Raw genomic sequence first — 19683 nt, forward strand, 5'->3', positions numbered from 1 at the left:
GGCACGAAGCGGCCCTAAGATTTTGGGGCCGCTGCGCAGCCCAGCGGGAGCAAGCTCCCTCGCCACAGAAGCTTTGTTATTGATGCCTATAAAAATACAGATGTTCGTGGAGCCTCGCCGATGAAATCCTATGAAGTCAATTTTGACGGTCTAGTGGGGCCGACCCATAACTACGGCGGTTTGTCCTACGGCAACGTCGCGTCCCAGAGCAACAGCCAGCAGTCTTCCAACCCGAAGGAAGCGGCGTTGCAGGGCCTGCAGAAAATGAAAGCCCTGATGGACATGGGTTTTGTGCAAGGTGTGTTGGCCCCCCAGGAGCGTCCGGATGTGGCCGCCTTGCGCAATCTCGGTTTCAGCGGCACCGACGCCCAAGTCATCCAGCAGGCGGCCAAGCACGCCATGCCGCTGCTGGTCGCGAGCTGCTCGGCGTCGAGCATGTGGGTGGCCAATGCCGCTACCGTCAGCCCGAGTGCCGACACTGCTGACGGCCGCGTGCATTTCACCGCCGCCAACCTCAACTGCAAGTACCACCGCAGCATTGAACACCCGACCACCAGCCGCGTGCTGGGGGCGATGTTTGCCGACCAGAAGCACTTCGCCCACCACGCCGCGTTGCCGGCGGTGGCGCAGTTCGGTGACGAGGGCGCGGCCAACCACACACGCTTCTGCCGCGATTATGGCGAGGCGGGCGTGGAGTTTTTTGTGTACGGGCGCAGCGCCTTTGATACCCGTTACCCGGCACCCCAGAAGTACCCGGCGCGCCAGACGCTCGAAGCGTCCCAGGCGGTCGCGCGCTTGCACGGCTTGCAGGACGACGGCGTGGTCTACGCCCAGCAGAACCCGGCGGTGATCGATGCCGGCGTGTTCCACAATGATGTGATCGCGGTGGGCAACGGTGAAGTGCTGTTCTATCACGAGGATGCGTTCCTCAATACCGAGCAGATGCTCGGCGAATTGCACGGCAAGCTGGGCAAGCTGGGCGGCCACTTCCAGTCGGTGTGCGTGCCCCGCGCCCAGGTCAGTGTCGAGGACGCGGTGCGTTCCTACCTGTTCAACAGCCAGCTGCTGAGCCGCGCCGATGGCTCGATGCTGCTGATCGTGCCGGAAGAGTGCCGCGCCAATGAACGCGTCTGGCAGTACCTGCAAGGCCTGACCGCGTCCGGTGGGTTGATCCGCGAAGTGAAGGTGTTCGACCTCAAGCAAAGCATGCAGAACGGCGGAGGCCCGGCCTGCCTGCGCTTGCGTGTCGCCTTGAACGAAACGGAACTGGCGGCGGTGAATCCAGGCGTTATCATGACGGCGCCGCTGTACGACACGCTGACCCAATGGGTCGACAAGCACTACCGCGACAGCCTGCGTGAAACCGACCTGGCTGACCCGCAATTGCTGCTTGAGTGCCGGACGGCACTGGATGAACTGACGCAAATCCTTAAACTGGGCTCGGTTTATCCGTTCCAGATCAATTAACGCCACCTTCTTTTACGCCCTATGCTGAGAGCTACTCTATGACCACCGACACCCTGAAACTGATCCTTGAAGACACCGACGGCACCCAGCTGGAAACCTCCTGCACCCGCGTCGCCGTGGTGTGGCAGGGCAAGGAGATCTGGATCCAGCACGACGGCCGTGGCCAACTGCTGATCGGTGTGGACGTGGAAGAAGGCGACGCCGAGTACGCCAACCTGTTGATGCGCCCGCTGGCCACCAACCTGATGAGCCTGCAACTGGAAATGGAACCGGCCGACGTTGAAGGCGATGACGACGACCACGTCCACGGTCCTGGCTGCAACCACTAAGGAAGCTGCTTATGCTCGCCCTCGGCAAACTGCTTGAACTGACCCTCGCCGGTCGCGAACCGGCGCAAAAAATTCAACTGACTGTCGACGGCGTGCAGATGCGCTGGCTCAGTGAGGGCGCGCTTGAAGTGCGCCCACCTGAGGCCCGTGACAACGGCAGCGACCTGCTGCTGTCGTCCGGCATCCATGGCAATGAAACCGCGCCGATCGAACTGCTCGACCGCCTGTTGCATGGCATCGCCCGTGGGGAGATCAAACCCCGCTCTCGTGTCCTGTTCCTGTTCGGCAACACCGAGGCCATGCGCCGCGGCGAGCGTTACCTCGAGCTGGACGTCAACCGGCTGTTCAACGGTCGGCATGAAAAAAACATCGGCCCCGAAGCCATGCGCGCCGCCGAGCTGGAGCAACTGGCTCGCAGTTTCTTCAGCCTGCCGGGCCGTTCGCGCCTGCATTACGACCTGCACACGGCCATTCGTGGCTCGAAGATCGAGCAGTTCGCCTTGTACCCGTGGAAAGAAGGTCGCCAGCATTCACGTCACCAACTGGCGCGCCTGAACGCTGCAGGCATGCAAGCGGTGCTGCTGCAGAACAAGACCTCGATCACCTTCACCGCGTTTACCTATGAACAGTTGGAGGCCGAGGCTTTCACCCTGGAATTGGGCAAGGCGCGGCCGTTTGGGCAGAACCAGGGCGTGAATGTTTCCCGCCTGGAGCTGCGCCTCAAGCAGATCATCGAAGGCACCGAACCTGAGACTGACAGCCTGGACGGGTTGAAACTGTTCGCCGTGTCGCGCGAAGTCATCAAGCACAGTGATGCGTTCCTGCTGCATTTGCCGGCTGACGTGGAAAACTTTTCGGAGTTGGAAAAGGGTTATCTGCTGGCCGAAGATGTGGCCAAGACGCGCTGGGTGATCGAGGAGGAGGGTGCACGCATCATCTTCCCTAACCCGAAGGTGAAGAATGGTTTGCGGGCGGGGATATTGATTGTGCCGACGACGGATGCTGTCCTGGGCTGAAGCTCAAGGCCTGGTCAGATCCAAATGTGGGAGGGGGCTTGCCCCCGATGAGGATGTGTCAGTCACCGTATGTGATTCTGACCCACCGCCATCGGGGGCAAGCCCCCTCCCACATTTTGTTTTGCTGTGTTGCTTAGACGGCTAGCGCACGCGGCTCGCTGCGACGGATCGCCCGCACTTTGTGCAGGGTGTCGGCGCAGGTACGCGCAGCTTCCTGGCCCTTGTGCACGAAGTGCTCGTAGAAGAACGTGGTGTGCTCGCTGCCGGCGTGGAAGTGGTGCGGGGTCAGCGACACCGAGAACACTGGCACTTCGGTTTCCAGCTGCACCTGCATCAGGCCGCTGACCACCGATTGGGCGACGAATTCGTGGCGGTAGATACCGCCGTCAACCACCAGCGCGGCGGCAACGATGCCGGCGTAACGGCCGGTCTTGGCCAGCAGCTTGGCGTGCAGGGGCATTTCAAAGGCGCCGCCGACTTCGAAGAAATCGATGTCCGATTCCTGGTAGCCCTGGGCGATCATTTCGGCGAGGAAGCCTTTACGCGATTGGTCGACAATATCCTTGTGCCAGCAGGCCTGGATAAACGCGACGCGCTCGCCGTGATGGTTTTTGCTTTTGCTGTCGATAGCGGTGGGTTGCATGTTCTGACTCCTGTTTAAGAAAAAAACAGGGCGTTATGAATCGAATGGGATTTAAGGGTACGCAAGCACACGGGGTGCGCGGCCCTTAGGTGCCAATCCCGTTCTCTCTTCATCCGGACTATGACCGTCGGCCCCGGGATCACACCGGGTCTGCTGACCTTGTCGCCGTACCGCGTGAGCAGTTCGAGGCGCCAAGCGCTCGCGGGCTATGCACATTGCGTGCAATTACCGCCGGTGGGGAATTGCACCCCGCCCTGAGAACGTTGCCGCCAGAACCCTGGCGGCGGAGAGTTTTTAACACGGTTTTTCGAAAACTGCACGACCGCCGTATCGATAAGCTATATCGGTTTGTTTGGTTGGTATTCGATTCAATGCAGCGGGGGCTTGATATTCCGAGGCTTTGCCCGCAGTAATCATGCTTATAAGGCACTTATTCAAATCGTCAGAGGCTTGATTCATGTCCGTGATTGACCTGCGCAGCGACACCGTGACCCAACCCACCCCTGGCATGCTCGATGCGATGGCCACTGCCGCCAGCGGTGATGACGTCTACGGCGAAGACCCCAGCGTCAACCGCCTGGAAGCCGAGCTGGCCAAGCGCCTGGGGTTTGCCGCGGCGTTGTTCGTGCCCACCGGCACCATGAGCAACCTGCTGGCGTTGATGGCGCATTGTGAGCGCGGCGAGGAATACATCGTCGGCCAACAAGCGCACACCTACAAATACGAAGGGGGCGGGGCGGCGGTGCTCGGTTCGATCCAGCCCCAGCCCTTGGACGTGCAGGCGGACGGCTCACTGGACCTGGACCAGGTGCTGGCTGCGATCAAGCCGGACGATTTCCACTTCGCCCGCACCCGCCTGCTGGCGTTGGAAAACACCATGCAAGGCAAGGTGTTGCCGCTGGAGTACCTGGCGAACGCCCGCGCGTTCACCCGTGAACATGGCTTGGCCCTGCACTTGGACGGCGCGCGGCTCTACAACGCAGCGGTCAAGCTGGGAGTGGATGCGCGCGCGATTGCCCAGCACTTTGACTCGGTGTCGGTGTGCCTGTCCAAAGGCCTCGGCGCGCCGATCGGCTCGGTGCTGTGCGGCTCCACGGCGCTGATCGCCAAGGCCCGGCGCCTGCGCAAGATGGTCGGTGGCGGCATGCGCCAGGCCGGTTCCCTGGCGGCGGCGGGGTTGTATGCCCTGGATCACCAGGTACAGCGCCTGGCCGATGACCACGCCAATGCCCTGTGGCTGGGGGATGCGCTGCGCGAGGCCGGGTACAGCGTGGAGCCGGTGCAGACCAATATGGTCTACGTGCAGATCGGTGACCGGGCCGATGCCCTGAAGGCCTTTGCCGCCGAGCGCGGGATCAAGCTGAGCGTTGCGCCGCGGCTGCGCATGGTCACGCATATGGATGTCAGCCGCGCGCAGATGGAGCGCGTGCTGCAGGCATTTGTCGAGTTTTCGCCAAAATGAGCGTGCAGACCGTCTAATTGAACCTCTCTATCGCATAAACACGCTGTACCACCGGCAAAGGGCCGATATAATGCGGCCCTTTGCCGTCGCTTCGTCTGATGATGTTGCGCACTGGCCTTTGGCCGCAGACTCCGTGGAAGAACCTAATGAAAAGCGCAGAAATCCGTGAAGCCTTCCTTCGCTTCTTCGAAGAGCAAGGTCACACCCGTGTCGCCTCCAGCTCCTTGATCCCAGGCAATGACCCTACCCTGCTGTTCACTAACGCGGGGATGAACCAGTTCAAGGACTGCTTCCTGGGCCAGGAAAAGCGCGCCTACACCCGTGCCACCAGCAGCCAGAAGTGCGTGCGTGCCGGCGGCAAGAACAGTGACCTGGAAAACGTCGGCTACACCGCCCGCCACCACACCTTCTTCGAAATGCTGGGTAACTTCAGCTTCGGTGACTATTTCAAGAAAGATGCGATTACGTTCGCCTGGACCTTCCTCACCGGCGTGTTGAAGCTGCCCAAGGAAAAACTCTGGGTCACCGTCTATGCCACCGATGACGAAGCCTACGACATCTGGACCCAGCAAATCGGTGTGCCGGTCGAGCGCATGATTCGCATCGGCGACAACAAGGGCGCGCCTTACGCCTCCGATAACTTCTGGACCATGGGTGATACCGGCCCATGCGGCCCCTGCACCGAGATTTTCTATGATCACGGCGCCGACATCTGGGGTGGCCCACCGGGCTCGCCGGAAGAAGACGGCGACCGTTACATCGAGATCTGGAACAACGTGTTCATGCAGTTCAACCGCACCGCCGATGGCGTGTTGCATCCGCTGCCGGCGCCGTCGGTGGATACCGGCATGGGCCTGGAGCGGATCAGTGCGGTGATGCAGCACGTTCATTCCAACTACGAAATCGACCTGTTCACCAACCTGTTGAGCGCTTCGGCCGCGGCCATTGGCTGTGCCAATGAAAGCCAGTCTTCGCTCAAGGTGGTGTCGGACCACATCCGTTCCTGCGGCTTCCTGATTGCCGACGGTGTACTGCCGTCCAACGAAGGCCGTGGCTACGTGCTGCGTCGTATCATCCGTCGCGCCTGCCGCCACGGTAACAAGCTGGGCGCCACCGGCAGCTTCTTCTACAAAATCGTGGCCGCGCTGGTTGCCGAGATGGGCGAAGCCTTCCCGGAACTCAAGCAGCAGCAAGGCAACATCGAGCGCGTGCTCAAGGCTGAGGAGGAGCAGTTCTCCAAGACCTTGGAGCACGGCTTGAAGATTCTGGAACAGGACTTGGCTGAGCTCAAAGGCACCGTTGTGCCGGGCGATGTCGTGTTCAAGCTGTATGACACCTACGGGTTCCCGATGGACCTCACCGCCGACATCGCCCGTGAACGCGAGTTGACCATCGATGAGGCCGGTTTTGAACGTGAGATGGAAGCCCAGCGTGTGCGTGCGCGTTCCGCCAGTTCCTTTGGCCTGGACTACAACACCCTGGTCAAGGTCGACGTGCCCACCGAGTTCACCGGTTACAAGGCTACCGTTGGCGCGGCCAAGATCGTTGCCCTCTATAAAGACGGCAAATCGGTCGACGTGTTGAGTGAAGGCGACGAGGCGGTTGTGGTCCTGGACCAGACGCCGTTCTACGCCGAATCCGGTGGCCAGATTGGCGACTGCGGTTTCCTGAGCTCGACGTCCGGTCGTTTTGAGGTGCGCGACACCACCAAGACCGGCGGTGCGTTCCTGCATCACGGTGTGTTGGTGTTGGGCAACTTGACGGTCGGTGCGCCGGTGGACACCCAGGTCGATGCCGACGTACGCCATGCAACGGCGCTGAACCACTCGGCCACGCACTTGTTGCACGCCGCACTGCGCCAGGTCCTGGGCGAGCACGTCCAGCAAAAAGGTTCGTTGGTGGACAGCCAGCGCCTGCGCTTTGACTTCAGCCATTTTGAAGCGATCAAGCCTGAGCAGATCAAGGCCCTGGAAGACGTCGTCAACGCTGAGATTCGCAGGAACACTGCGGTAGAAACCGAAGAGACCGACATCGAGACCGCCAAGGCCAAGGGTGCCATGGCGTTGTTCGGCGAGAAGTACGGCGACAATGTTCGCGTACTGAGCATGGGTGGCGACTTCTCGGTGGAGCTGTGTGGTGGTATTCACGCCAACCGTACCGGCGACATCGCCCTGCTGAAAATCATCAGCGAAGGCGGCGTCGCGTCCGGTGTGCGTCGTATTGAGGCGGTGACCGGTGCTGCGGCCCTGGCCTACCTCAATGCAGCTGAAGAGCAACTCAAGGAAGCGGCCAGCCTGGTCAAGGGCAGCCGCGACAACCTGATCGACAAGCTGTCCGCTGTGCTGGAGCGCAACCGCGCCCTGGAGAAACAGCTGGAGCAGTTGCAAGCCAAGGCGGCCAGCGCTGCAGGTGACGATCTGTCGGCTTCGGCCGTGGACGTCAAGGACGTCAAAGTCCTGGCTGCGCGCTTGGATGGTCAGGACGGCAAGGCGTTGTTGGCCCTGGTCGATCAGTTGAAGAACAAGCTCGGCCGCGCAGTGATCCTGCTCGGCAGTGTCCATGAGGATAAGGTCGTTCTGGTTGCCGGTGTAACCAAGGACCTGACTGGCCAACTCAAGGCCGGTGATTTGATGAAGCAAGCCGCCGCGGCAGTGGGCGGGAAGGGCGGTGGTCGTCCGGACATGGCGCAAGGCGGTGGTGTAGACGCTGGCGCCCTGGACGCGGCCCTGGCCCTGACCGTGCCGTTTGTCGAAGCAGGTATTTAAGGCACTGTTAACCGGTCCGTGGTCTAGTCACGGGCTGCTCGGTGCTGGTTGATTGGATATTAGGCGCCCCTTTACGGGCTGAGGCGGCTTAGAAATGGCTTTGATCGTACAGAAATTTGGAGGCACCTCGGTCGGTTCCGTCGAAAGAATCGAGCAGGTGGCCGACAAGGTTAAGAAATTCCGCGATGCCGGCGACGATCTGGTGGTGGTGCTGTCGGCCATGAGCGGCGAGACCAATCGCCTGATCGATCTGGCCAAGGCAATCAGTGGCGACCAACAGCCGCTCCCGCGTGAGCTGGATGTGATCGTGTCCACCGGCGAGCAGGTGACCATCGCCTTGCTGGCCATGGCGCTGAATAAGCGTGGTGTGCCGGCGGTGTCCTACACTGGCAGCCAGGTGCGTATCCTTACCGACAGCGCGCATACCAAGGCGCGTATCCTGCAGATCGATGATCAGAAAATCCGTACTGACCTGAAAGCCGGGCGCGTGGTAGTTGTAGCAGGCTTCCAGGGTGTGGATGAGCAGGGCAACATCACCACCCTCGGGCGTGGCGGTTCGGACACCACCGGCGTGGCACTGGCCGCGGCGCTCAAGGCCGATGAATGCCAGATCTACACCGATGTGGATGGCGTCTACACCACCGATCCGCGTGTGGTGTCCGTGGCCCAGCGCCTGGACAAGATCACCTTTGAAGAGATGCTGGAAATGGCCAGCCTCGGTTCAAAGGTGTTGCAGATCCGCGCGGTGGAGTTCGCCGGCAAGTACAACGTTCCGCTGCGCGTATTGCACAGCTTCAAAGAGGGTCCGGGCACCCTCATTACTATTGATGAAGAGGAATCCATGGAACAGCCGATCATTTCCGGTATCGCTTTCAACCGTGATGAAGCCAAGCTGACTATCCGTGGCGTGCCAGACACCCCGGGCGTGGCCTTCAAGATCCTGGGCCCTATCAGCGGCGCGAACATCGAAGTCGACATGATCGTGCAGAACGTTTCGCACGATAACACCACCGATTTCACCTTCACGGTGCACCGCAACGAGTACGATGCGGCGGAGCGGATCCTGCAGAACACAGCGAAGGAAATCGGCGCCCGTGAAGTGGTCGGCGATACCAAGATTGCCAAAGTGTCGATCGTGGGCGTGGGCATGCGTTCCCATGCCGGCGTTGCCAGCCGCATGTTCGAGGCGCTGGCCAAGGAAAGCATCAACATCCAGATGATTTCCACCTCGGAAATCAAAGTCTCGGTGGTGATCGAAGAGAAATACCTGGAGCTGGCTGTGCGTGCTTTGCACACCGCTTTTGAGCTGGACGCTCCGGCCCGACAGGGCGAGTGATGCAGTGCCAGGAAGGCGCGGTTTACCGCGCCTTTCTTTTTTTGTAGGGCGCATGTTCTTTTGCGCGCGCTCGACAATACTTAGGCGGTAGGGCTATGGCCTTTTGGTTGTAGGTCGAAGGCCTTTTTTTTGCAGACTGTTGTTCCTGAACTGAAATGCGTGAGGAGAAAGGTATGCTGATTCTGACTCGTCGTTGCGCAGAAAGCCTGATTATCGGTGATGGCGAAATCACCGTGACCGTGCTCGGCGTCAAAGGCAATCAAGTACGTATCGGGGTTAACGCTCCGAAAGAGGTAGCGGTGCACCGCGAGGAAATCTACCTGCGGATCAAGAAAGAGAAGGACGAAGAACCAAGCCTTTAATTTTTATCGTTTTTTATGTTTGCAAACGGGGATGAACGTGGTTAATATACGCCCCGTGTTGCGGAGAGCTGGCCGAGTGGCCGAAGGCGCTCCCCTGCTAAGGGAGTACACCTCAAAAGGGTGTCGGGGGTTCGAATCCCCCGTTCTCCGCCATTATTTGCTTAGTACGTTGCAATCTGGTTTTTTCGGTAAGTGCTTGAAATTACTCGAAAAAATAGCTTTACATAGAGATTGAACGGCCTATAATGCGCGGCAACAAATGCACTCGTAGCTCAGCTGGATAGAGTACTCGGCTACGAACCGAGCGGTCACAGGTTCGAATCCTGTCGAGTGCACCATTTAAGAGTCAGTTGCAGTCATGCAGGTGATTCGGTTACAACCAGTTGTGATCTGGTCTAAAAACACAATCTGCACTCGTAGCTCAGCTGGATAGAGTACTCGGCTACGAACCGAGCGGTCACAGGTTCGAATCCTGTCGAGTGCACCATACAAACAAAAAGCCCGCCAAGTGCGGGCTTTTTGCCGTCTGGGGTTTGTGTAGGATTTCATCTTTTTCTCCTGCTCCCCTGTGTTTTCCTTTCTTGCTGCGACGTCGCAGTTCATAGATGCAGCCAATACTCAACTTTGGCTCGCAAGCGCTTGTTCTTTCCAGTTTTTTAACGTTTAAAGTGGCCGGGCGGTGTATCATTGCGCCCGTCAGCCCCGCCGGGGCTTGTGGAATACCTCCATGGACTTACCCAGTAGTGACTCAGTACCCCGTTTTACCAATCATGAATTGACTGATTGATCCTTCCGGCGTGCCCCGCTGCTGGGAGTGGAGCTCGCCTATGACCGAAGTAGAAGTAAAGAAAACACAAGAAAGCCTGCAGGATCGTCTGGCTCAAGTCATCGAGCTGCTGCAGCGCCAACGCGTGGTCGAAGACCTGACGCACCGCCAGGATGGCCCGAATAACAACCTGGTCGAAAACCTGGTTCACCGGCAAAACCTCGTCGAATTGCAGCGCAAGCTCGACGACCTGCACTCCGCCGACGTCGCCTATATTCTCGAAGCCTTGCCGCTGGATGATCGGCTGACCCTCTGGCAGTTGGTCAAGGCTGACCGCGACGGCGATATCCTGCTCGAAGTATCCGACTCGGTTCGTGAAACCCTGATCGCCGACATGGACGATCACGAGCTTCTGGCGGCAGCCAAGGAGATGGACGCCGACGAGTTGGCTGACCTGGCCCCTGAACTGCCTCGTGATGTTGTCCATGAACTCATGGAAGCGCTGGACACTCAGCAGCGCGAGCGTGTGCGTTCGGCGCTGTCTTACGATGAGGATCAGGTCGGTGCCCTGATGGACTTCGAGATGGTCACCATCCGCGAAGACGTCAGCCTGGAAGTAGTCCTGCGTTACCTGCGCCGCCTCAAGGAATTGCCTGGCCACACCGACAAATTGTTCGTGGTTGATTACGAAGGCATTCTCAAGGGTGTGCTGCCGATCAAGCGCCTGCTGGTCAATGATCCGGACAAAAGAGTGGCGGATCTGATGGCCAGTGACACGGTCAGTTTCCACCCGGATGAAGATGCCTACGATGCCGCCCAGGCGTTCGAACGTTATGACTTGATCTCGGCGCCGGTGGTCGACAAGAACGGCAAGTTGATCGGTCGTTTGACCATCGATGAAATCGTCGACCTGATTCGTGAGGAAAGTGAAACCGAAGTCCTCAACATGGCCGGTTTGCGTGAAGAGGAAGATATTTTTGCCTCGGTCTGGCGTTCGTTGCATAACCGCTGGGCCTGGCTGGCAGTCAACCTGATTACCGCCTTTATCGCGTCGCGCGTGATCGGGCTGTTCGAGGGTTCAATCGAGAAGCTGGTGGCGCTGGCGGCATTGATGCCGATCGTTGCCGGGATCGGCGGTAACTCCGGCAACCAGACCATTACCATGATTGTGCGTGCGATGGCGCTCGATCAGGTGAGTACCGCCAACTCGTCGCGCCTGCTGCGCAAAGAGTTGGCGGTGGGCCTGATAAACGGCCTGGTGTGGGGTGGAGTGATCGGCGTGGTCGCCTACCTGCTATATGGCAGTTGGTCCCTTGGCGTGGTGATGACCGCTGCCATGACGCTCAACCTGCTGCTCGCTGCGCTGATGGGGGTGCTGATCCCCATGACCCTCGCCCGCCTTGGGCGTGACCCTGCCATGGGGGCCAGCGTGATGATCACGGCCATGACCGACAGTGGTGGCTTCTTCATCTTCCTGGGCCTGGCAACGATCTTCCTGCTCTGATCGTTCATCGCATGCCGGCTCCCCTCTGGGCGCTGGCTTTTTGTGGCGAGGGAGCTTGCTCCCGCTCGGCTGCGCAGCAGTCGTATGCCTGGCAGGTGTTGCGCGCTCCAGTGCAAGCAAGCTTGCTCGCTAAAGAAGCTCGGCTTCTATAGATTCCCACCAAATCCCAGGCAAAAAAAAGCCAGCACGTGGCTGGCTTCGGCTTTCAGTTGCAAATCAATTGGCTTCTGCGGCCGCCTCAACGTCGTGCGCGATAAGCGAGACGAGAGCATTTTGCTGACGGTGGGAGAGCTGACGAAAACGCTGCAGCAGTTCGCGTTCGTGCAGCGACAGCTCGGGGCTGTCCATGCGCATGCTCAACTCGTCGCCCAGCGCACCTTCCTGAATGAGGCTTTGTTCCAGGCGAGCGATGATCTCGGAGTTCATGCTGCGGTGATGATTGCGAGCCACCTCGGCAATGCGTTCCCGCATTCCGTCTGGCAGACGTACGACGAACTTGTCAGCCGTACGGCTGGAATAAATTGCCTGTTTCAATGGGCGCATATATTTAACCGGTTAGTTCAGGGGAGCGGTTTTTGGAATTGGCCGCAAGATGAGTGTTAAGACAAGGCTCACGACCAAAGTTCAACCTGAATTGCAAAGAGGCCGCATCATGCCTCAGATTTGCCAGTTCCTTGGCGTCAATTCTGTGACAAATATTGAACTGCCTAGAGGCTTTATGCCAGCACTCATTTGCATTTTTGCGGACTGGTTGGAAAACTTTTGCATACGCAATCGCGCAGGGGAACTTCCCGTAAGTCCAGGCCACCACAGGGTTTGAGGTCGCACATGCTATCGCAAAGTGGCCTTTTGCCCTTAGGTTTAAGACTAGTGGCAATTTGCCGATTAGCGAGGATGAGGCGACATAAGGTAAGGCGGGAGGGGGATCAGCGCAGGACCGGGTCGAATTTGATCCGACGACCCACAATCAGGGTGAGCAACAGCAGGCTGGCAAACACGGCACTGGCGATGAATGCCGTGGTTTGGCCGTCTTGTGACTCAGCGCCCAGTCCAAGCATGCCGGTGAACGCGGTCAGGCACAGAAACAGCCAGGCAAATTTGGTCATCGGTGGCCTCCTCAGAAAACCCAGTGTTCAGATGCAGGTGCCGCCTGGGTGCCTTGGGTCAGGCGGACGGGCGACTGTGCGTTCGGCGTCATCACCGCCAACTGTGGGCGCTGTTGCAGATGATGCGGCACGGCCTGGCTGATCTGCGCCGGGTCATTGCTGCCAGTCGATTGGAAATGGAACGTGACCAACGCGGCCAAGGCGACGGTGTTGAGGGCTAACAGAAGGGCACTGTTCATGGTTATGTTCTCCGCTTAACGCCGTGGCTTGTTGGGTTTGTAGGAGAAGTATTGCAGGTGCCGTGCCAAACTATTAATCCAATAAAATCAATGGCTTGAGTCTACTTCAAATGCCGGAAAGGTTGCAATTTGCAATGATGGCATTTTGGGGGAGTGCATTTTGCACGATGGTGGCAAGTGCCCGTGTTTGCAGGGGCAGGCCGCAATCACTCGGGTGTGGGTTGGCCTACACTCGAAAAGCCTACGGACGACATGACAAAACCCACCTCGGCCGTTAACATGCACGCCGTCCGTCGCCGCGTCTTTGGCTCGACGTCGGTCATTTGTCCCAGTAGCTCAATTGGATAGAGCATCCCCCTCCTAAGGGGAAGGTTGGCCGTTCGAACCGGCCCTGGGACACCAGGTTCAAAGCCCTGCACAGAATATTCTGGCAGGGCTTTTTTGTGCGCGTTTTCCAACGATTCAGTCGAACCTTGCTGCAGTCCAGGGTTCACAGCACGTGCACGGTGTATTTATCGCAATCCGTGTATCCCGCAAGCGGCCGGACAGCGTCTGAGTCTGTAAGCAAATTAATCCCCGGAAACAGCGCCTGCCGCCTGTCCGGACCCGGCCACCCCGGACTATCATGCCGATAGCCCTGTCTCTCACTGCAAGGAGCCGCTCGGAACGCCGATGCGCCAAATCTGGAAATCTTTTCGAGCCCTTTATTTCGCCTCCTTGATGATGCTGATCGGCTCCGGCCTGCTCAGTACTTACCTGGCCCTGCGCCTGGCGGCCGACCATGTCGACAGCCTGTGGGTGGGTGCGCTGATGGCGGCCAACTATTTTGGCCTGGTGCTGGGCGGCAAGATCGGGCACCGCCTGATTGCCCGGGTCGGGCATATCCGGGCCTATGCCACCTGTGCCGGTATTGTCGGTGCGGCCGTGCTGGGCCACGGCCTGATCGACTGGTTGCCGGCCTGGATCGTGCTGCGGATGATCGTGGGCCTGGGCATGATGTGCCAGTACATGGTCATCGAAAGCTGGCTCAACGAGCAGGCGGACGCCAAGCAACGCGGCGTGGTGTTCAGCGGCTATATGATTGCGTCTTACCTGGGCCTGGTACTCGGCCAGTTGATCCTGGTCATGCACCCTCAGCTCGGCCTTGAGCTGTTGATGCTGGTTGCCCTGTGTTTTGCCCTGTGCCTGGTGCCGGTGGCCATGACTCGGCGGATTCACCCGGCGGCCCTGCACCCGGCGCCGATGGAGCCGCGCTTCTTTATCAAGCGCGTGCCGCAGTCGTTGAGCACCGTGCTGGGGGCGGGGTTGATCGTGGGCTCGTTCTACGGTCTGGCGCCGCTCTATGCCTCTCAACAAGGCTTGACCACCGAGCAGGTGGGCCTGTTCATGGGTAGCTGCATTTTTGCCGGCCTGCTGGTGCAGTGGCCGCTGGGGTGGTTGTCGGACCGCTATGATCGCGCGCTGCTGATTCGTTGTTTTGCCCTGTGCCTGGCGGTGGCGGCGTTGCCGTTGGCAATAATGACCAAGGTGCCGCTGGAAGTTCTGTTTGTGGCGGGTTTCTTGTGTTCGCTGGTGCAGTTCTGCCTGTACCCGCTGGCAGTGGCGTTCTCCAACGACCATGTGGAAGGTGATCGTCGGGTATCCCTCACGGCGATGCTGCTGGTCACGTACGGCGTAGGCGCCAGCATTGGGCCGTTGCTGGCCGGTGTGGTGATGAAGATGTTCGGCAGCCACATGCTGTATGCGTTTTTCAGCCTGTGTGCGTTGATCCTGGTGTGGCGTATCCGGCCGAAAGCCGTCACCAATTTGCATCAGGTGGAAGACGCGCCCCTGCATCACGTGGCGATGCCCGACAGTATGTCCAGTTCACCGCTGGTGGCCGCCCTGGATCCGCGTGTCGATGAGCAGGTGGTGCAGGAGCAAATGCAAACCGCTGCCCCGGAACCTGAGCCGGAGACGGATCCCGATCCGCAGGCGGATGAGCCGCTCTTTGAAGGGCCGCCTGAGCCTGCAGGGCCTGACGAACACCCTCACGACTTGAGCAGGGCGCGCCCCTGAACGTAAAAACGGGCAGGTCCATCAGGATCTGCCCGTTTTTTTACAGCGATCTTTTCAGGTTTAAAAGTCGTCGTCTTTGTCGAAACGCCGTGCTTCGCGTTGCAGTTGGTAAACAAAGCGCTCGACCTGGCGCTGCACCAAGCCACTCATATTGTGGAAGCGCACGCCGGCGAAGGTGGTGTTGATCTTCTCTTCGAAGTGCAGGTAGCGCAGTTCGACTGAGGTTGTCATGCTGCCAAAGGGCAGGGCGGCGATGAAACGGTCATAGACCTGGCCCAGCTGCAGGCGCTCGGAGATATCTCCTTCAAAGCGCAATTTGCAGCCCGTCGCGGAAATATCCAGCAGCTTACCGTTGACCGGGGCCTTGAGCTTCTCTCCACCCAGTTCGATGTTGACCAGTTGCGCCAGCTTCAAGGCGGCGCGGAACGCATTGCGGCGCTGATGGTAAACCACTTCGGCGGGCAGGCTGCCGGTGTAGATGCGGTGGCCGTCCTTTTCGCTGATGCTCAGGCTGCCGTTGCTTTCCCACGCAATGCGCACACCGTCGTGGAAGCCTTCAATGCGGAAGGGTTCGCCATTTTCGAGGTGGCGTTCGCCATCGCGGGGGATCATTTCATCCAGGGCCAGGGAGCCGCCGTCGCGGTTGACGTCGACCAGGTAGCTCTGGAAGCGCTGGCTGCGTTCGTGGAAGGTGATGATCAGCGGGTCATGGCTTTCTTGCAGCATCCGCAAGGTGCTGGCGATTTCCAGAGGGGTGGTGAGGACCTTGGGTGGCTGCGGAGCATCTTCCGCATTAAGGGCGTTGAACACGGTTCTTCCATCTCCAGACAAAATACGACTACACGCAAGAGCAGGCATTCTGCCAGTATGTGGCGCGTCTTGGATAGCCGCGCTGTAAACCGGCGTCAGGCTTGGCTGCGAGTGCTTGGCTTGACCAGGCGCGAGGTGGAACCTTGAGCGTTGTAAAGCGCTGGAGGCTCTCCGCCGTGAAGTATACGCAACTGGTTGGCGGTCGTAGCTTGCTGAAGCTGGATCGACTGACCGTTGAGCAGGTTGGCTTCCTGGCACTGGGCGAGCAATTGATTGAGTTCTTTGCTCTGGGCCAGTAATTGATCGCCGACCGAAGAGTGGCTGGCCAGCTGCGCCAGGCCGTCATGGTCTGCGGGCAGGCCAAGGCTGACGAGGATCTGGCTGCGTTTTTTGCCATGCTGTTCCAGCAGGACAATCAGCGATTGCTTGCGCGCCAGAATTTCTTCCAGCAGCGGCATGTCGCGGCCGTAGAGGGCCAGGGATTCTTCCCTGAGTAGCTCGAGCAGCTGCTGCGTCGGCGCTAGATCATCAATGATCAGTTGAAGCAGATTTTCGTCGTGATGCATGGCTGGCCTTGGGTTTTAAGCGTCCAAAAGCCCGGCGCAGGCCTTTGCCTAGCGCTCGGCTTCGAAATTAAGCAGCTTGCTGGCTACACGGTTGCTGTCGACTTTATAGCTGCCATCGGCGATTGCCTGTTTCAATTCGGCCACACGGGCTTTATTGACCACCGGTTGATCGCGCAGCGAGTCAGTGACCTTCTGCAACTGTTGAGCCTCATTGCTCAGGTGTACGGATTCCCCGCTTTGGCTGACGGCGGCCTGTTCTGCCTTGGCGGGCAGTGGCTGGGCCTTGGCTTCTACGTTTTCCTTGGTACCGGTGGTACGCGTAGTGCCTGACGTTGTCGGGGTGTTATTTAAACGGCTGAAATCGATGACCATGATCAAAAAACCTCTGGGTATTTGGACGCTTGCCATGTTTTCGGCAATACCCGGACGAACTTTAGGCGCGAATGACAATAAATCTGCGCACGGAATATCTCGTGCACAGTGTAGAAAAACCCAGCGTCCTCTGCCAGCACTCTATAAAGCAACCTCGACTTGCCCGGGGGCCGTCACTCGCGCCTTGATGACGCGGTTGGAGTTGAGGTTCTTGACCCGTATCTGCTCACTCATGCCACCGTTGGACAGTGCCTCCCCCGGCATTTTTACGTTCAGCCCGCCACTGCTGGCGGAAATCACCACCTGATCGCCCTTGCGAATCACCTCTGCCTGTTCAAGATGCACCAGGGTGATGACTTGGTCTGTTACCACTGGTCGGGTTAATTTCTGTCCGACCGCTTGGTCGAGGGAGGTCAGGTAGCCCTGGCTGATCATGCTGATGTCGCGTTCGCGCAGTACCACATCTTCGAAACCAATGATGCCGGTGCGTTTCATTGGCCGGGCAACCACCACCACATCGCGGAACAGTTTGACCTGTGCCGGCACGAACACTGTCCAGGGCGAGGCGCCGTCGCAACGCACCTTCACCGTCACGCGGCCGATGGGTTGGGCGGGGCTTTCCAGCGTGGCTGTCAATTCCTTGTCGCACATTGGCATGCGTAAACGCGGGTCCAACTGGTTGACTTGGATTTCATAACGGCCCGGCGTCTGAGTGGTTGCCAGATAATCTTCTACAGTGAACTCAAGAAAGCCTTGAGTGACGCCGATAAGTAGATCAGGCAATGTGACGTTATCGGCACGGGCCGTGGTGCCCAGGCTAATAGCAAGCAACGCCATCGAGGCGCAGAGCAATCTGCGCAATCGTCGGGCACCAGGGCGTCGGGAAACTGTCGTTTTAATATCCATAAACCAATAAATAGCAAAGCTCGTGCCGTTTAGTGTTGGGTGCGCATCGCACCCCCAAAGGTTTTAGCGTAGGAGTCAAGGCATGGCAGGAGTAATGGATTCAGTAAACCAGCGCACACAGCTGGTAGGGCAGAATCGCCTGGAGTTGTTGCTTTTTCGCCTGGATGGCAAGCAGCTGTATGGCATCAATGTGTTCAAGGTGCGGGAAGTGCTGCAGTGCCCCAAGTTGACCATCATGCCCAAGTCCAGCCCTGTGGTCTGTGGCGTCGCTAACATCCGTGGCGCGACGATTCCGATTCTTGATTTGGCCCTGGCCACCGGTTCTGCTGGGTTGCAGGACCGCGAGAACCCGTTCGTGATCATTACCGAATACAACACCAAGACCCAGGGTTTCCTGGTGCGCTCGGTGGAGCGCATCGTCAACATGAACTGGGAGGAGATCCATCCGCCACCCAAGGGCACCGGTCGCGATCACTACCTCACGGCGGTGACGCGGGTCGATAACCAGTTGGTGGAAATCATCGACGTGGAGAAGATCCTCGCCGAAGTCGCGCCCACGTCCGAATCGATTTCCGTCGGTGTGGTGGACGCCGAAACCGCGCACAAGGCTATTTCGCTGCGGGTACTGACGGTGGACGATTCCTCGGTGGCGCGTAAACAGGTGACCCGTTGCCTGCAAACCGTCGGCGTCGAAGTGGTGGCGCTCAACGATGGTCGCCAGGCGCTGGATTACCTGCGTAAGCTGGTGGATGAAGGCAAGAAGCCGGAGGAAGAGTTCTTGATGATGATCTCTGACATCGAGATGCCGGAAATGGACGGCTACACCCTCACGGCCGAGATACGCAACGATCCGCGCATGCAAAAATTGCATATCATCCTGCATACTTCGTTGTCGGGTGTATTCAACCAGGCGATGGTCAAGAAAGTCGGTGCCGATGACTTCCTGGCCAAATTCCGTCCTGATGACCTGGCATCCCGGGTAGTCGACCGGATCAAGGCAGCAGATCACAGCTAGGGGCCTTTTCCCTGGCGGTCTTACGATTTAAGAGGCGGTATCAGTGTCTACGGGTAATTTGGATTTTGAACAGTTCCGGGTCTTCCTGGAAAAAGCCTGTGGCATATTGCTCGGTGAAAACAAGCAGTACTTGGTATCCAGCCGTCTCAACAAAATGATGGAGCAGCAGGGCATCAAGTCTTTGGGTGAGCTGGTACAGCGCATCCAGGGGCAGCCGCGCAGTGGGCTCAAGGAGATGGTGGTCGATGCCATGACCACCAACGAGACCCTGTGGTTTCGCGATACCTATCCGTTTGAAGTGCTCAAGAGCAAAGTGCTGCCGGAAGCTATCAAGGCCAGCCCGGGCCAGCGTCTGCGCATCTGGTCTGCTGCCTGTTCCTCCGGGCAGGAACCGTACTCGATTTCGATGTCCATCGATGAGTTCGAGCGAACCAACATGGGCCAGTTAAAGGCAGGCGCGCAAATTGTGGCCACCGACCTGTCCAGCACCATGCTCACCAACTGCAAGACCGGCGAGTACGACAGCCTGGCCCTGGGCCGTGGTTTGTCCCAGGAACGCCTGCAACGTTACTTTGACTCCAAAGGGGCCGGGCGTTGGGCGGTCAAGGCGCCGATCAAGAGCCGCGTGGAGTTTCGCTCGTTCAACCTGCTCGACAGCTACGCGAGCCTGGGCAAGTTCGACATGGTGTTTTGCCGCAACGTGCTGATCTACTTCTCGGCCGAAGTGAAGAAAGACATCCTGCTGCGCATTCACGGCACGCTCAAGCGCGGCGGCTATCTGTTCCTCGGAGCTTCCGAAGCGTTGAATGGCCTGCCGGACCATTACCAGATGGTGCAGTGCAGCCCTGGGATCATTTACCAGGCCAAGTAAGACGGTCTCACTCGATCAATGTGGGAGGGGGCTTGCTCCCGATGGCGGTGGTTCAGTTGATATAGCTATCACTGACACACCGTCATCGGG

General features: G+C 58.8%; 19 protein-coding genes, 4 tRNA genes and 1 riboswitch. Of the genes, 15 read left to right on the plus strand and 8 right to left on the minus strand.

Translation table 11 applies throughout. The annotated features are described in order from the left end of the window. Nucleotides 1-120 precede the first annotated feature (120 nt). Genes astB through astE form a run of 3 tightly spaced genes read left to right on the plus strand, consistent with a single transcriptional unit; the run spans nucleotide 121 to nucleotide 2812 of the window. On the plus strand, nucleotides 121-1467 hold the full coding sequence (astB, locus tag K7431_RS29660; RefSeq protein ID WP_015885472.1) for an N-succinylarginine dihydrolase: 1347 nt from the start codon (nucleotides 121-123) through the stop codon (nucleotides 1465-1467). A gap of 38 nt (nucleotides 1468-1505) precedes the next feature. Then, a complete protein-coding gene (locus tag K7431_RS29665; RefSeq protein WP_003214319.1) occupies nucleotides 1506-1796 on the plus strand; it encodes a hypothetical protein in 291 nt (96 codons plus the stop codon). Between the two features lie 11 nt (nucleotides 1797-1807). After that, entirely contained in the window at nucleotides 1808-2812 is a 1005-nt protein-coding gene (gene astE / locus K7431_RS29670; protein WP_015885471.1) for a succinylglutamate desuccinylase, read from the plus strand. 133 nt (nucleotides 2813-2945) lie between these two features. Here the strand turns inward: astE and K7431_RS29675 are convergent, their stop codons facing one another. Then, nucleotides 2946-3455: a 6,7-dimethyl-8-ribityllumazine synthase gene (locus tag K7431_RS29675; RefSeq protein WP_015885470.1), complete on the minus strand. Its 510-nt coding sequence runs from the start codon at nucleotides 3453-3455 to the stop codon at nucleotides 2946-2948. Nucleotides 3456-3551: 96 nt separating this feature from the next. Next, a riboswitch (FMN riboswitch) is annotated at nucleotides 3552-3721 on the minus strand. Between the two features lie 191 nt (nucleotides 3722-3912). Between K7431_RS29675 and ltaE the strand changes: the two genes are divergently transcribed. The 8 genes from ltaE to mgtE all read left to right on the plus strand — a co-directional run bounded on the left by ltaE (nucleotide 3913) and on the right by mgtE (nucleotide 11650). Continuing rightward, nucleotides 3913-4917: a low-specificity L-threonine aldolase gene (gene ltaE, locus K7431_RS29680; protein WP_015885469.1), complete on the plus strand. Its 1005-nt coding sequence runs from the start codon at nucleotides 3913-3915 to the stop codon at nucleotides 4915-4917. 146 nt (nucleotides 4918-5063) lie between these two features. After that, nucleotides 5064-7682 carry an alanine--tRNA ligase gene (alaS, locus tag K7431_RS29685; protein WP_015885468.1) on the plus strand — a complete coding sequence of 873 codons (2619 nt, stop codon included), beginning with the start codon at nucleotides 5064-5066 and terminating at the stop codon, nucleotides 7680-7682. 94 nt (nucleotides 7683-7776) lie between these two features. Continuing rightward, nucleotides 7777-9018, plus strand: a complete 1242-nt coding sequence (locus K7431_RS29690; protein ID WP_010208327.1) for an aspartate kinase — start codon at nucleotides 7777-7779, stop codon at nucleotides 9016-9018. 173 nt (nucleotides 9019-9191) lie between these two features. Next, nucleotides 9192-9380 (plus strand): carbon storage regulator CsrA, encoded by a 189-nt coding sequence (csrA, locus tag K7431_RS29695; RefSeq protein WP_003175645.1) that lies wholly within the window; start codon nucleotides 9192-9194, stop codon nucleotides 9378-9380. Between the two features lie 62 nt (nucleotides 9381-9442). Continuing rightward, a tRNA-Ser gene (locus tag K7431_RS29700) sits at nucleotides 9443-9533 on the plus strand. Between the two features lie 108 nt (nucleotides 9534-9641). After that, nucleotides 9642-9718 (plus strand) — tRNA-Arg (locus K7431_RS29705). 72 nt (nucleotides 9719-9790) lie between these two features. Beyond that, a tRNA-Arg gene (locus K7431_RS29710) sits at nucleotides 9791-9867 on the plus strand. Between the two features lie 340 nt (nucleotides 9868-10207). Next, a complete protein-coding gene (gene mgtE, locus K7431_RS29715; protein WP_015885467.1) occupies nucleotides 10208-11650 on the plus strand; it encodes a magnesium transporter in 1443 nt (480 codons plus the stop codon). Between the two features lie 216 nt (nucleotides 11651-11866). Here mgtE and K7431_RS29720 read toward each other — a convergent pair whose 3' ends face one another. The 3 genes from K7431_RS29720 to K7431_RS29730 form a co-directional block, all read right to left on the minus strand. Next, nucleotides 11867-12193 carry an Arc family DNA-binding protein gene (locus K7431_RS29720; protein ID WP_015885466.1) on the minus strand — a complete coding sequence of 109 codons (327 nt, stop codon included), beginning with the start codon at nucleotides 12191-12193 and terminating at the stop codon, nucleotides 11867-11869. Nucleotides 12194-12576: 383 nt separating this feature from the next. Next, nucleotides 12577-12756: a PA3371 family protein gene (locus K7431_RS29725; RefSeq protein ID WP_015885465.1), complete on the minus strand. Its 180-nt coding sequence runs from the start codon at nucleotides 12754-12756 to the stop codon at nucleotides 12577-12579. 11 nt (nucleotides 12757-12767) lie between these two features. After that, nucleotides 12768-12995 (minus strand): hypothetical protein, encoded by a 228-nt coding sequence (locus K7431_RS29730; RefSeq protein ID WP_015885464.1) that lies wholly within the window; start codon nucleotides 12993-12995, stop codon nucleotides 12768-12770. A 325-nt stretch (nucleotides 12996-13320) separates the two neighbouring features. Here K7431_RS29730 and K7431_RS29735 point away from each other — a divergent pair. Continuing rightward, nucleotides 13321-13397: transfer RNA gene (locus K7431_RS29735), tRNA-Arg, on the plus strand. Between the two features lie 270 nt (nucleotides 13398-13667). Beyond that, entirely contained in the window at nucleotides 13668-15053 is a 1386-nt protein-coding gene (locus K7431_RS29740; protein ID WP_015885463.1) for an MFS transporter, read from the plus strand. A 60-nt stretch (nucleotides 15054-15113) separates the two neighbouring features. Here K7431_RS29740 and K7431_RS29745 read toward each other — a convergent pair whose 3' ends face one another. From K7431_RS29745 to flgA, 4 genes are all read right to left on the minus strand, one after another. After that, nucleotides 15114-15863 (minus strand): flagellar brake protein, encoded by a 750-nt coding sequence (locus K7431_RS29745; RefSeq protein WP_015885462.1) that lies wholly within the window; start codon nucleotides 15861-15863, stop codon nucleotides 15114-15116. Between the two features lie 95 nt (nucleotides 15864-15958). Further along, entirely contained in the window at nucleotides 15959-16429 is a 471-nt protein-coding gene (locus tag K7431_RS29750; RefSeq protein WP_015885461.1) for a flagella synthesis protein FlgN, read from the minus strand. Between the two features lie 48 nt (nucleotides 16430-16477). Beyond that, the gene (gene flgM, locus K7431_RS29755) at nucleotides 16478-16801 is read right to left on the minus strand and encodes a flagellar biosynthesis anti-sigma factor FlgM (protein WP_015885460.1); all 324 of its coding nucleotides are present in this window, start codon (nucleotides 16799-16801) and stop codon (nucleotides 16478-16480) included. Between the two features lie 141 nt (nucleotides 16802-16942). After that, nucleotides 16943-17707, minus strand: coding sequence for a flagellar basal body P-ring formation chaperone FlgA (gene flgA / locus K7431_RS29760; protein ID WP_043205776.1), 765 nt, complete (start codon nucleotides 17705-17707; stop codon nucleotides 16943-16945). Between the two features lie 82 nt (nucleotides 17708-17789). On the opposite strand from flgA, the gene K7431_RS29765 reads away from it, so the two are divergent. Then, on the plus strand, nucleotides 17790-18722 hold the full coding sequence (locus K7431_RS29765) for a chemotaxis protein CheV (RefSeq protein ID WP_015885458.1): 933 nt from the start codon (nucleotides 17790-17792) through the stop codon (nucleotides 18720-18722). A 43-nt stretch (nucleotides 18723-18765) separates the two neighbouring features. Beyond that, nucleotides 18766-19593, plus strand: coding sequence for a protein-glutamate O-methyltransferase CheR (cheR, locus tag K7431_RS29770; protein ID WP_015885457.1), 828 nt, complete (start codon nucleotides 18766-18768; stop codon nucleotides 19591-19593). Nucleotides 19594-19683: the final 90 nt, after the last annotated feature.

Source organism: Pseudomonas fluorescens group sp. (assembly GCF_020093335.1).
GTDB lineage: Bacteria > Pseudomonadota > Gammaproteobacteria > Pseudomonadales > Pseudomonadaceae > Aquipseudomonas > Aquipseudomonas petroselini.

Excerpts from the sequence above, each read along its gene's own strand:
- astB (WP_015885472.1), top strand. The coding sequence starts at position 121 with ATGAAATCCTATGAAGTCAATTTTGACGGTCTAGTGGGGCCGACCCAT.
- K7431_RS29665 (WP_003214319.1), top strand. The coding sequence starts at position 1,506 with ATGACCACCGACACCCTGAAACTGATCCTTGAAGACACCGACGGCACC.
- astE (WP_015885471.1), top strand. The coding sequence starts at position 1,808 with ATGCTCGCCCTCGGCAAACTGCTTGAACTGACCCTCGCCGGTCGCGAA.
- K7431_RS29675 (WP_015885470.1), bottom strand. The coding sequence starts at position 3,455 with ATGCAACCCACCGCTATCGACAGCAAAAGCAAAAACCATCACGGCGAG.
- ltaE (WP_015885469.1), top strand. The coding sequence starts at position 3,913 with ATGTCCGTGATTGACCTGCGCAGCGACACCGTGACCCAACCCACCCCT.
- alaS (WP_015885468.1), top strand. The coding sequence starts at position 5,064 with ATGAAAAGCGCAGAAATCCGTGAAGCCTTCCTTCGCTTCTTCGAAGAG.
- K7431_RS29690 (WP_010208327.1), top strand. The coding sequence starts at position 7,777 with ATGGCTTTGATCGTACAGAAATTTGGAGGCACCTCGGTCGGTTCCGTC.
- csrA (WP_003175645.1), top strand. The coding sequence starts at position 9,192 with ATGCTGATTCTGACTCGTCGTTGCGCAGAAAGCCTGATTATCGGTGAT.
- mgtE (WP_015885467.1), top strand. The coding sequence starts at position 10,208 with ATGACCGAAGTAGAAGTAAAGAAAACACAAGAAAGCCTGCAGGATCGT.
- K7431_RS29720 (WP_015885466.1), bottom strand. The coding sequence starts at position 12,193 with ATGCGCCCATTGAAACAGGCAATTTATTCCAGCCGTACGGCTGACAAG.
- K7431_RS29725 (WP_015885465.1), bottom strand. The coding sequence starts at position 12,756 with ATGACCAAATTTGCCTGGCTGTTTCTGTGCCTGACCGCGTTCACCGGC.
- K7431_RS29730 (WP_015885464.1), bottom strand. The coding sequence starts at position 12,995 with ATGAACAGTGCCCTTCTGTTAGCCCTCAACACCGTCGCCTTGGCCGCG.
- K7431_RS29740 (WP_015885463.1), top strand. The coding sequence starts at position 13,668 with ATGCGCCAAATCTGGAAATCTTTTCGAGCCCTTTATTTCGCCTCCTTG.
- K7431_RS29750 (WP_015885461.1), bottom strand. The coding sequence starts at position 16,429 with ATGCATCACGACGAAAATCTGCTTCAACTGATCATTGATGATCTAGCG.
- flgM (WP_015885460.1), bottom strand. The coding sequence starts at position 16,801 with ATGGTCATCGATTTCAGCCGTTTAAATAACACCCCGACAACGTCAGGC.
- flgA (WP_043205776.1), bottom strand. The coding sequence starts at position 17,707 with ATGGATATTAAAACGACAGTTTCCCGACGCCCTGGTGCCCGACGATTG.
- K7431_RS29765 (WP_015885458.1), top strand. The coding sequence starts at position 17,790 with ATGGCAGGAGTAATGGATTCAGTAAACCAGCGCACACAGCTGGTAGGG.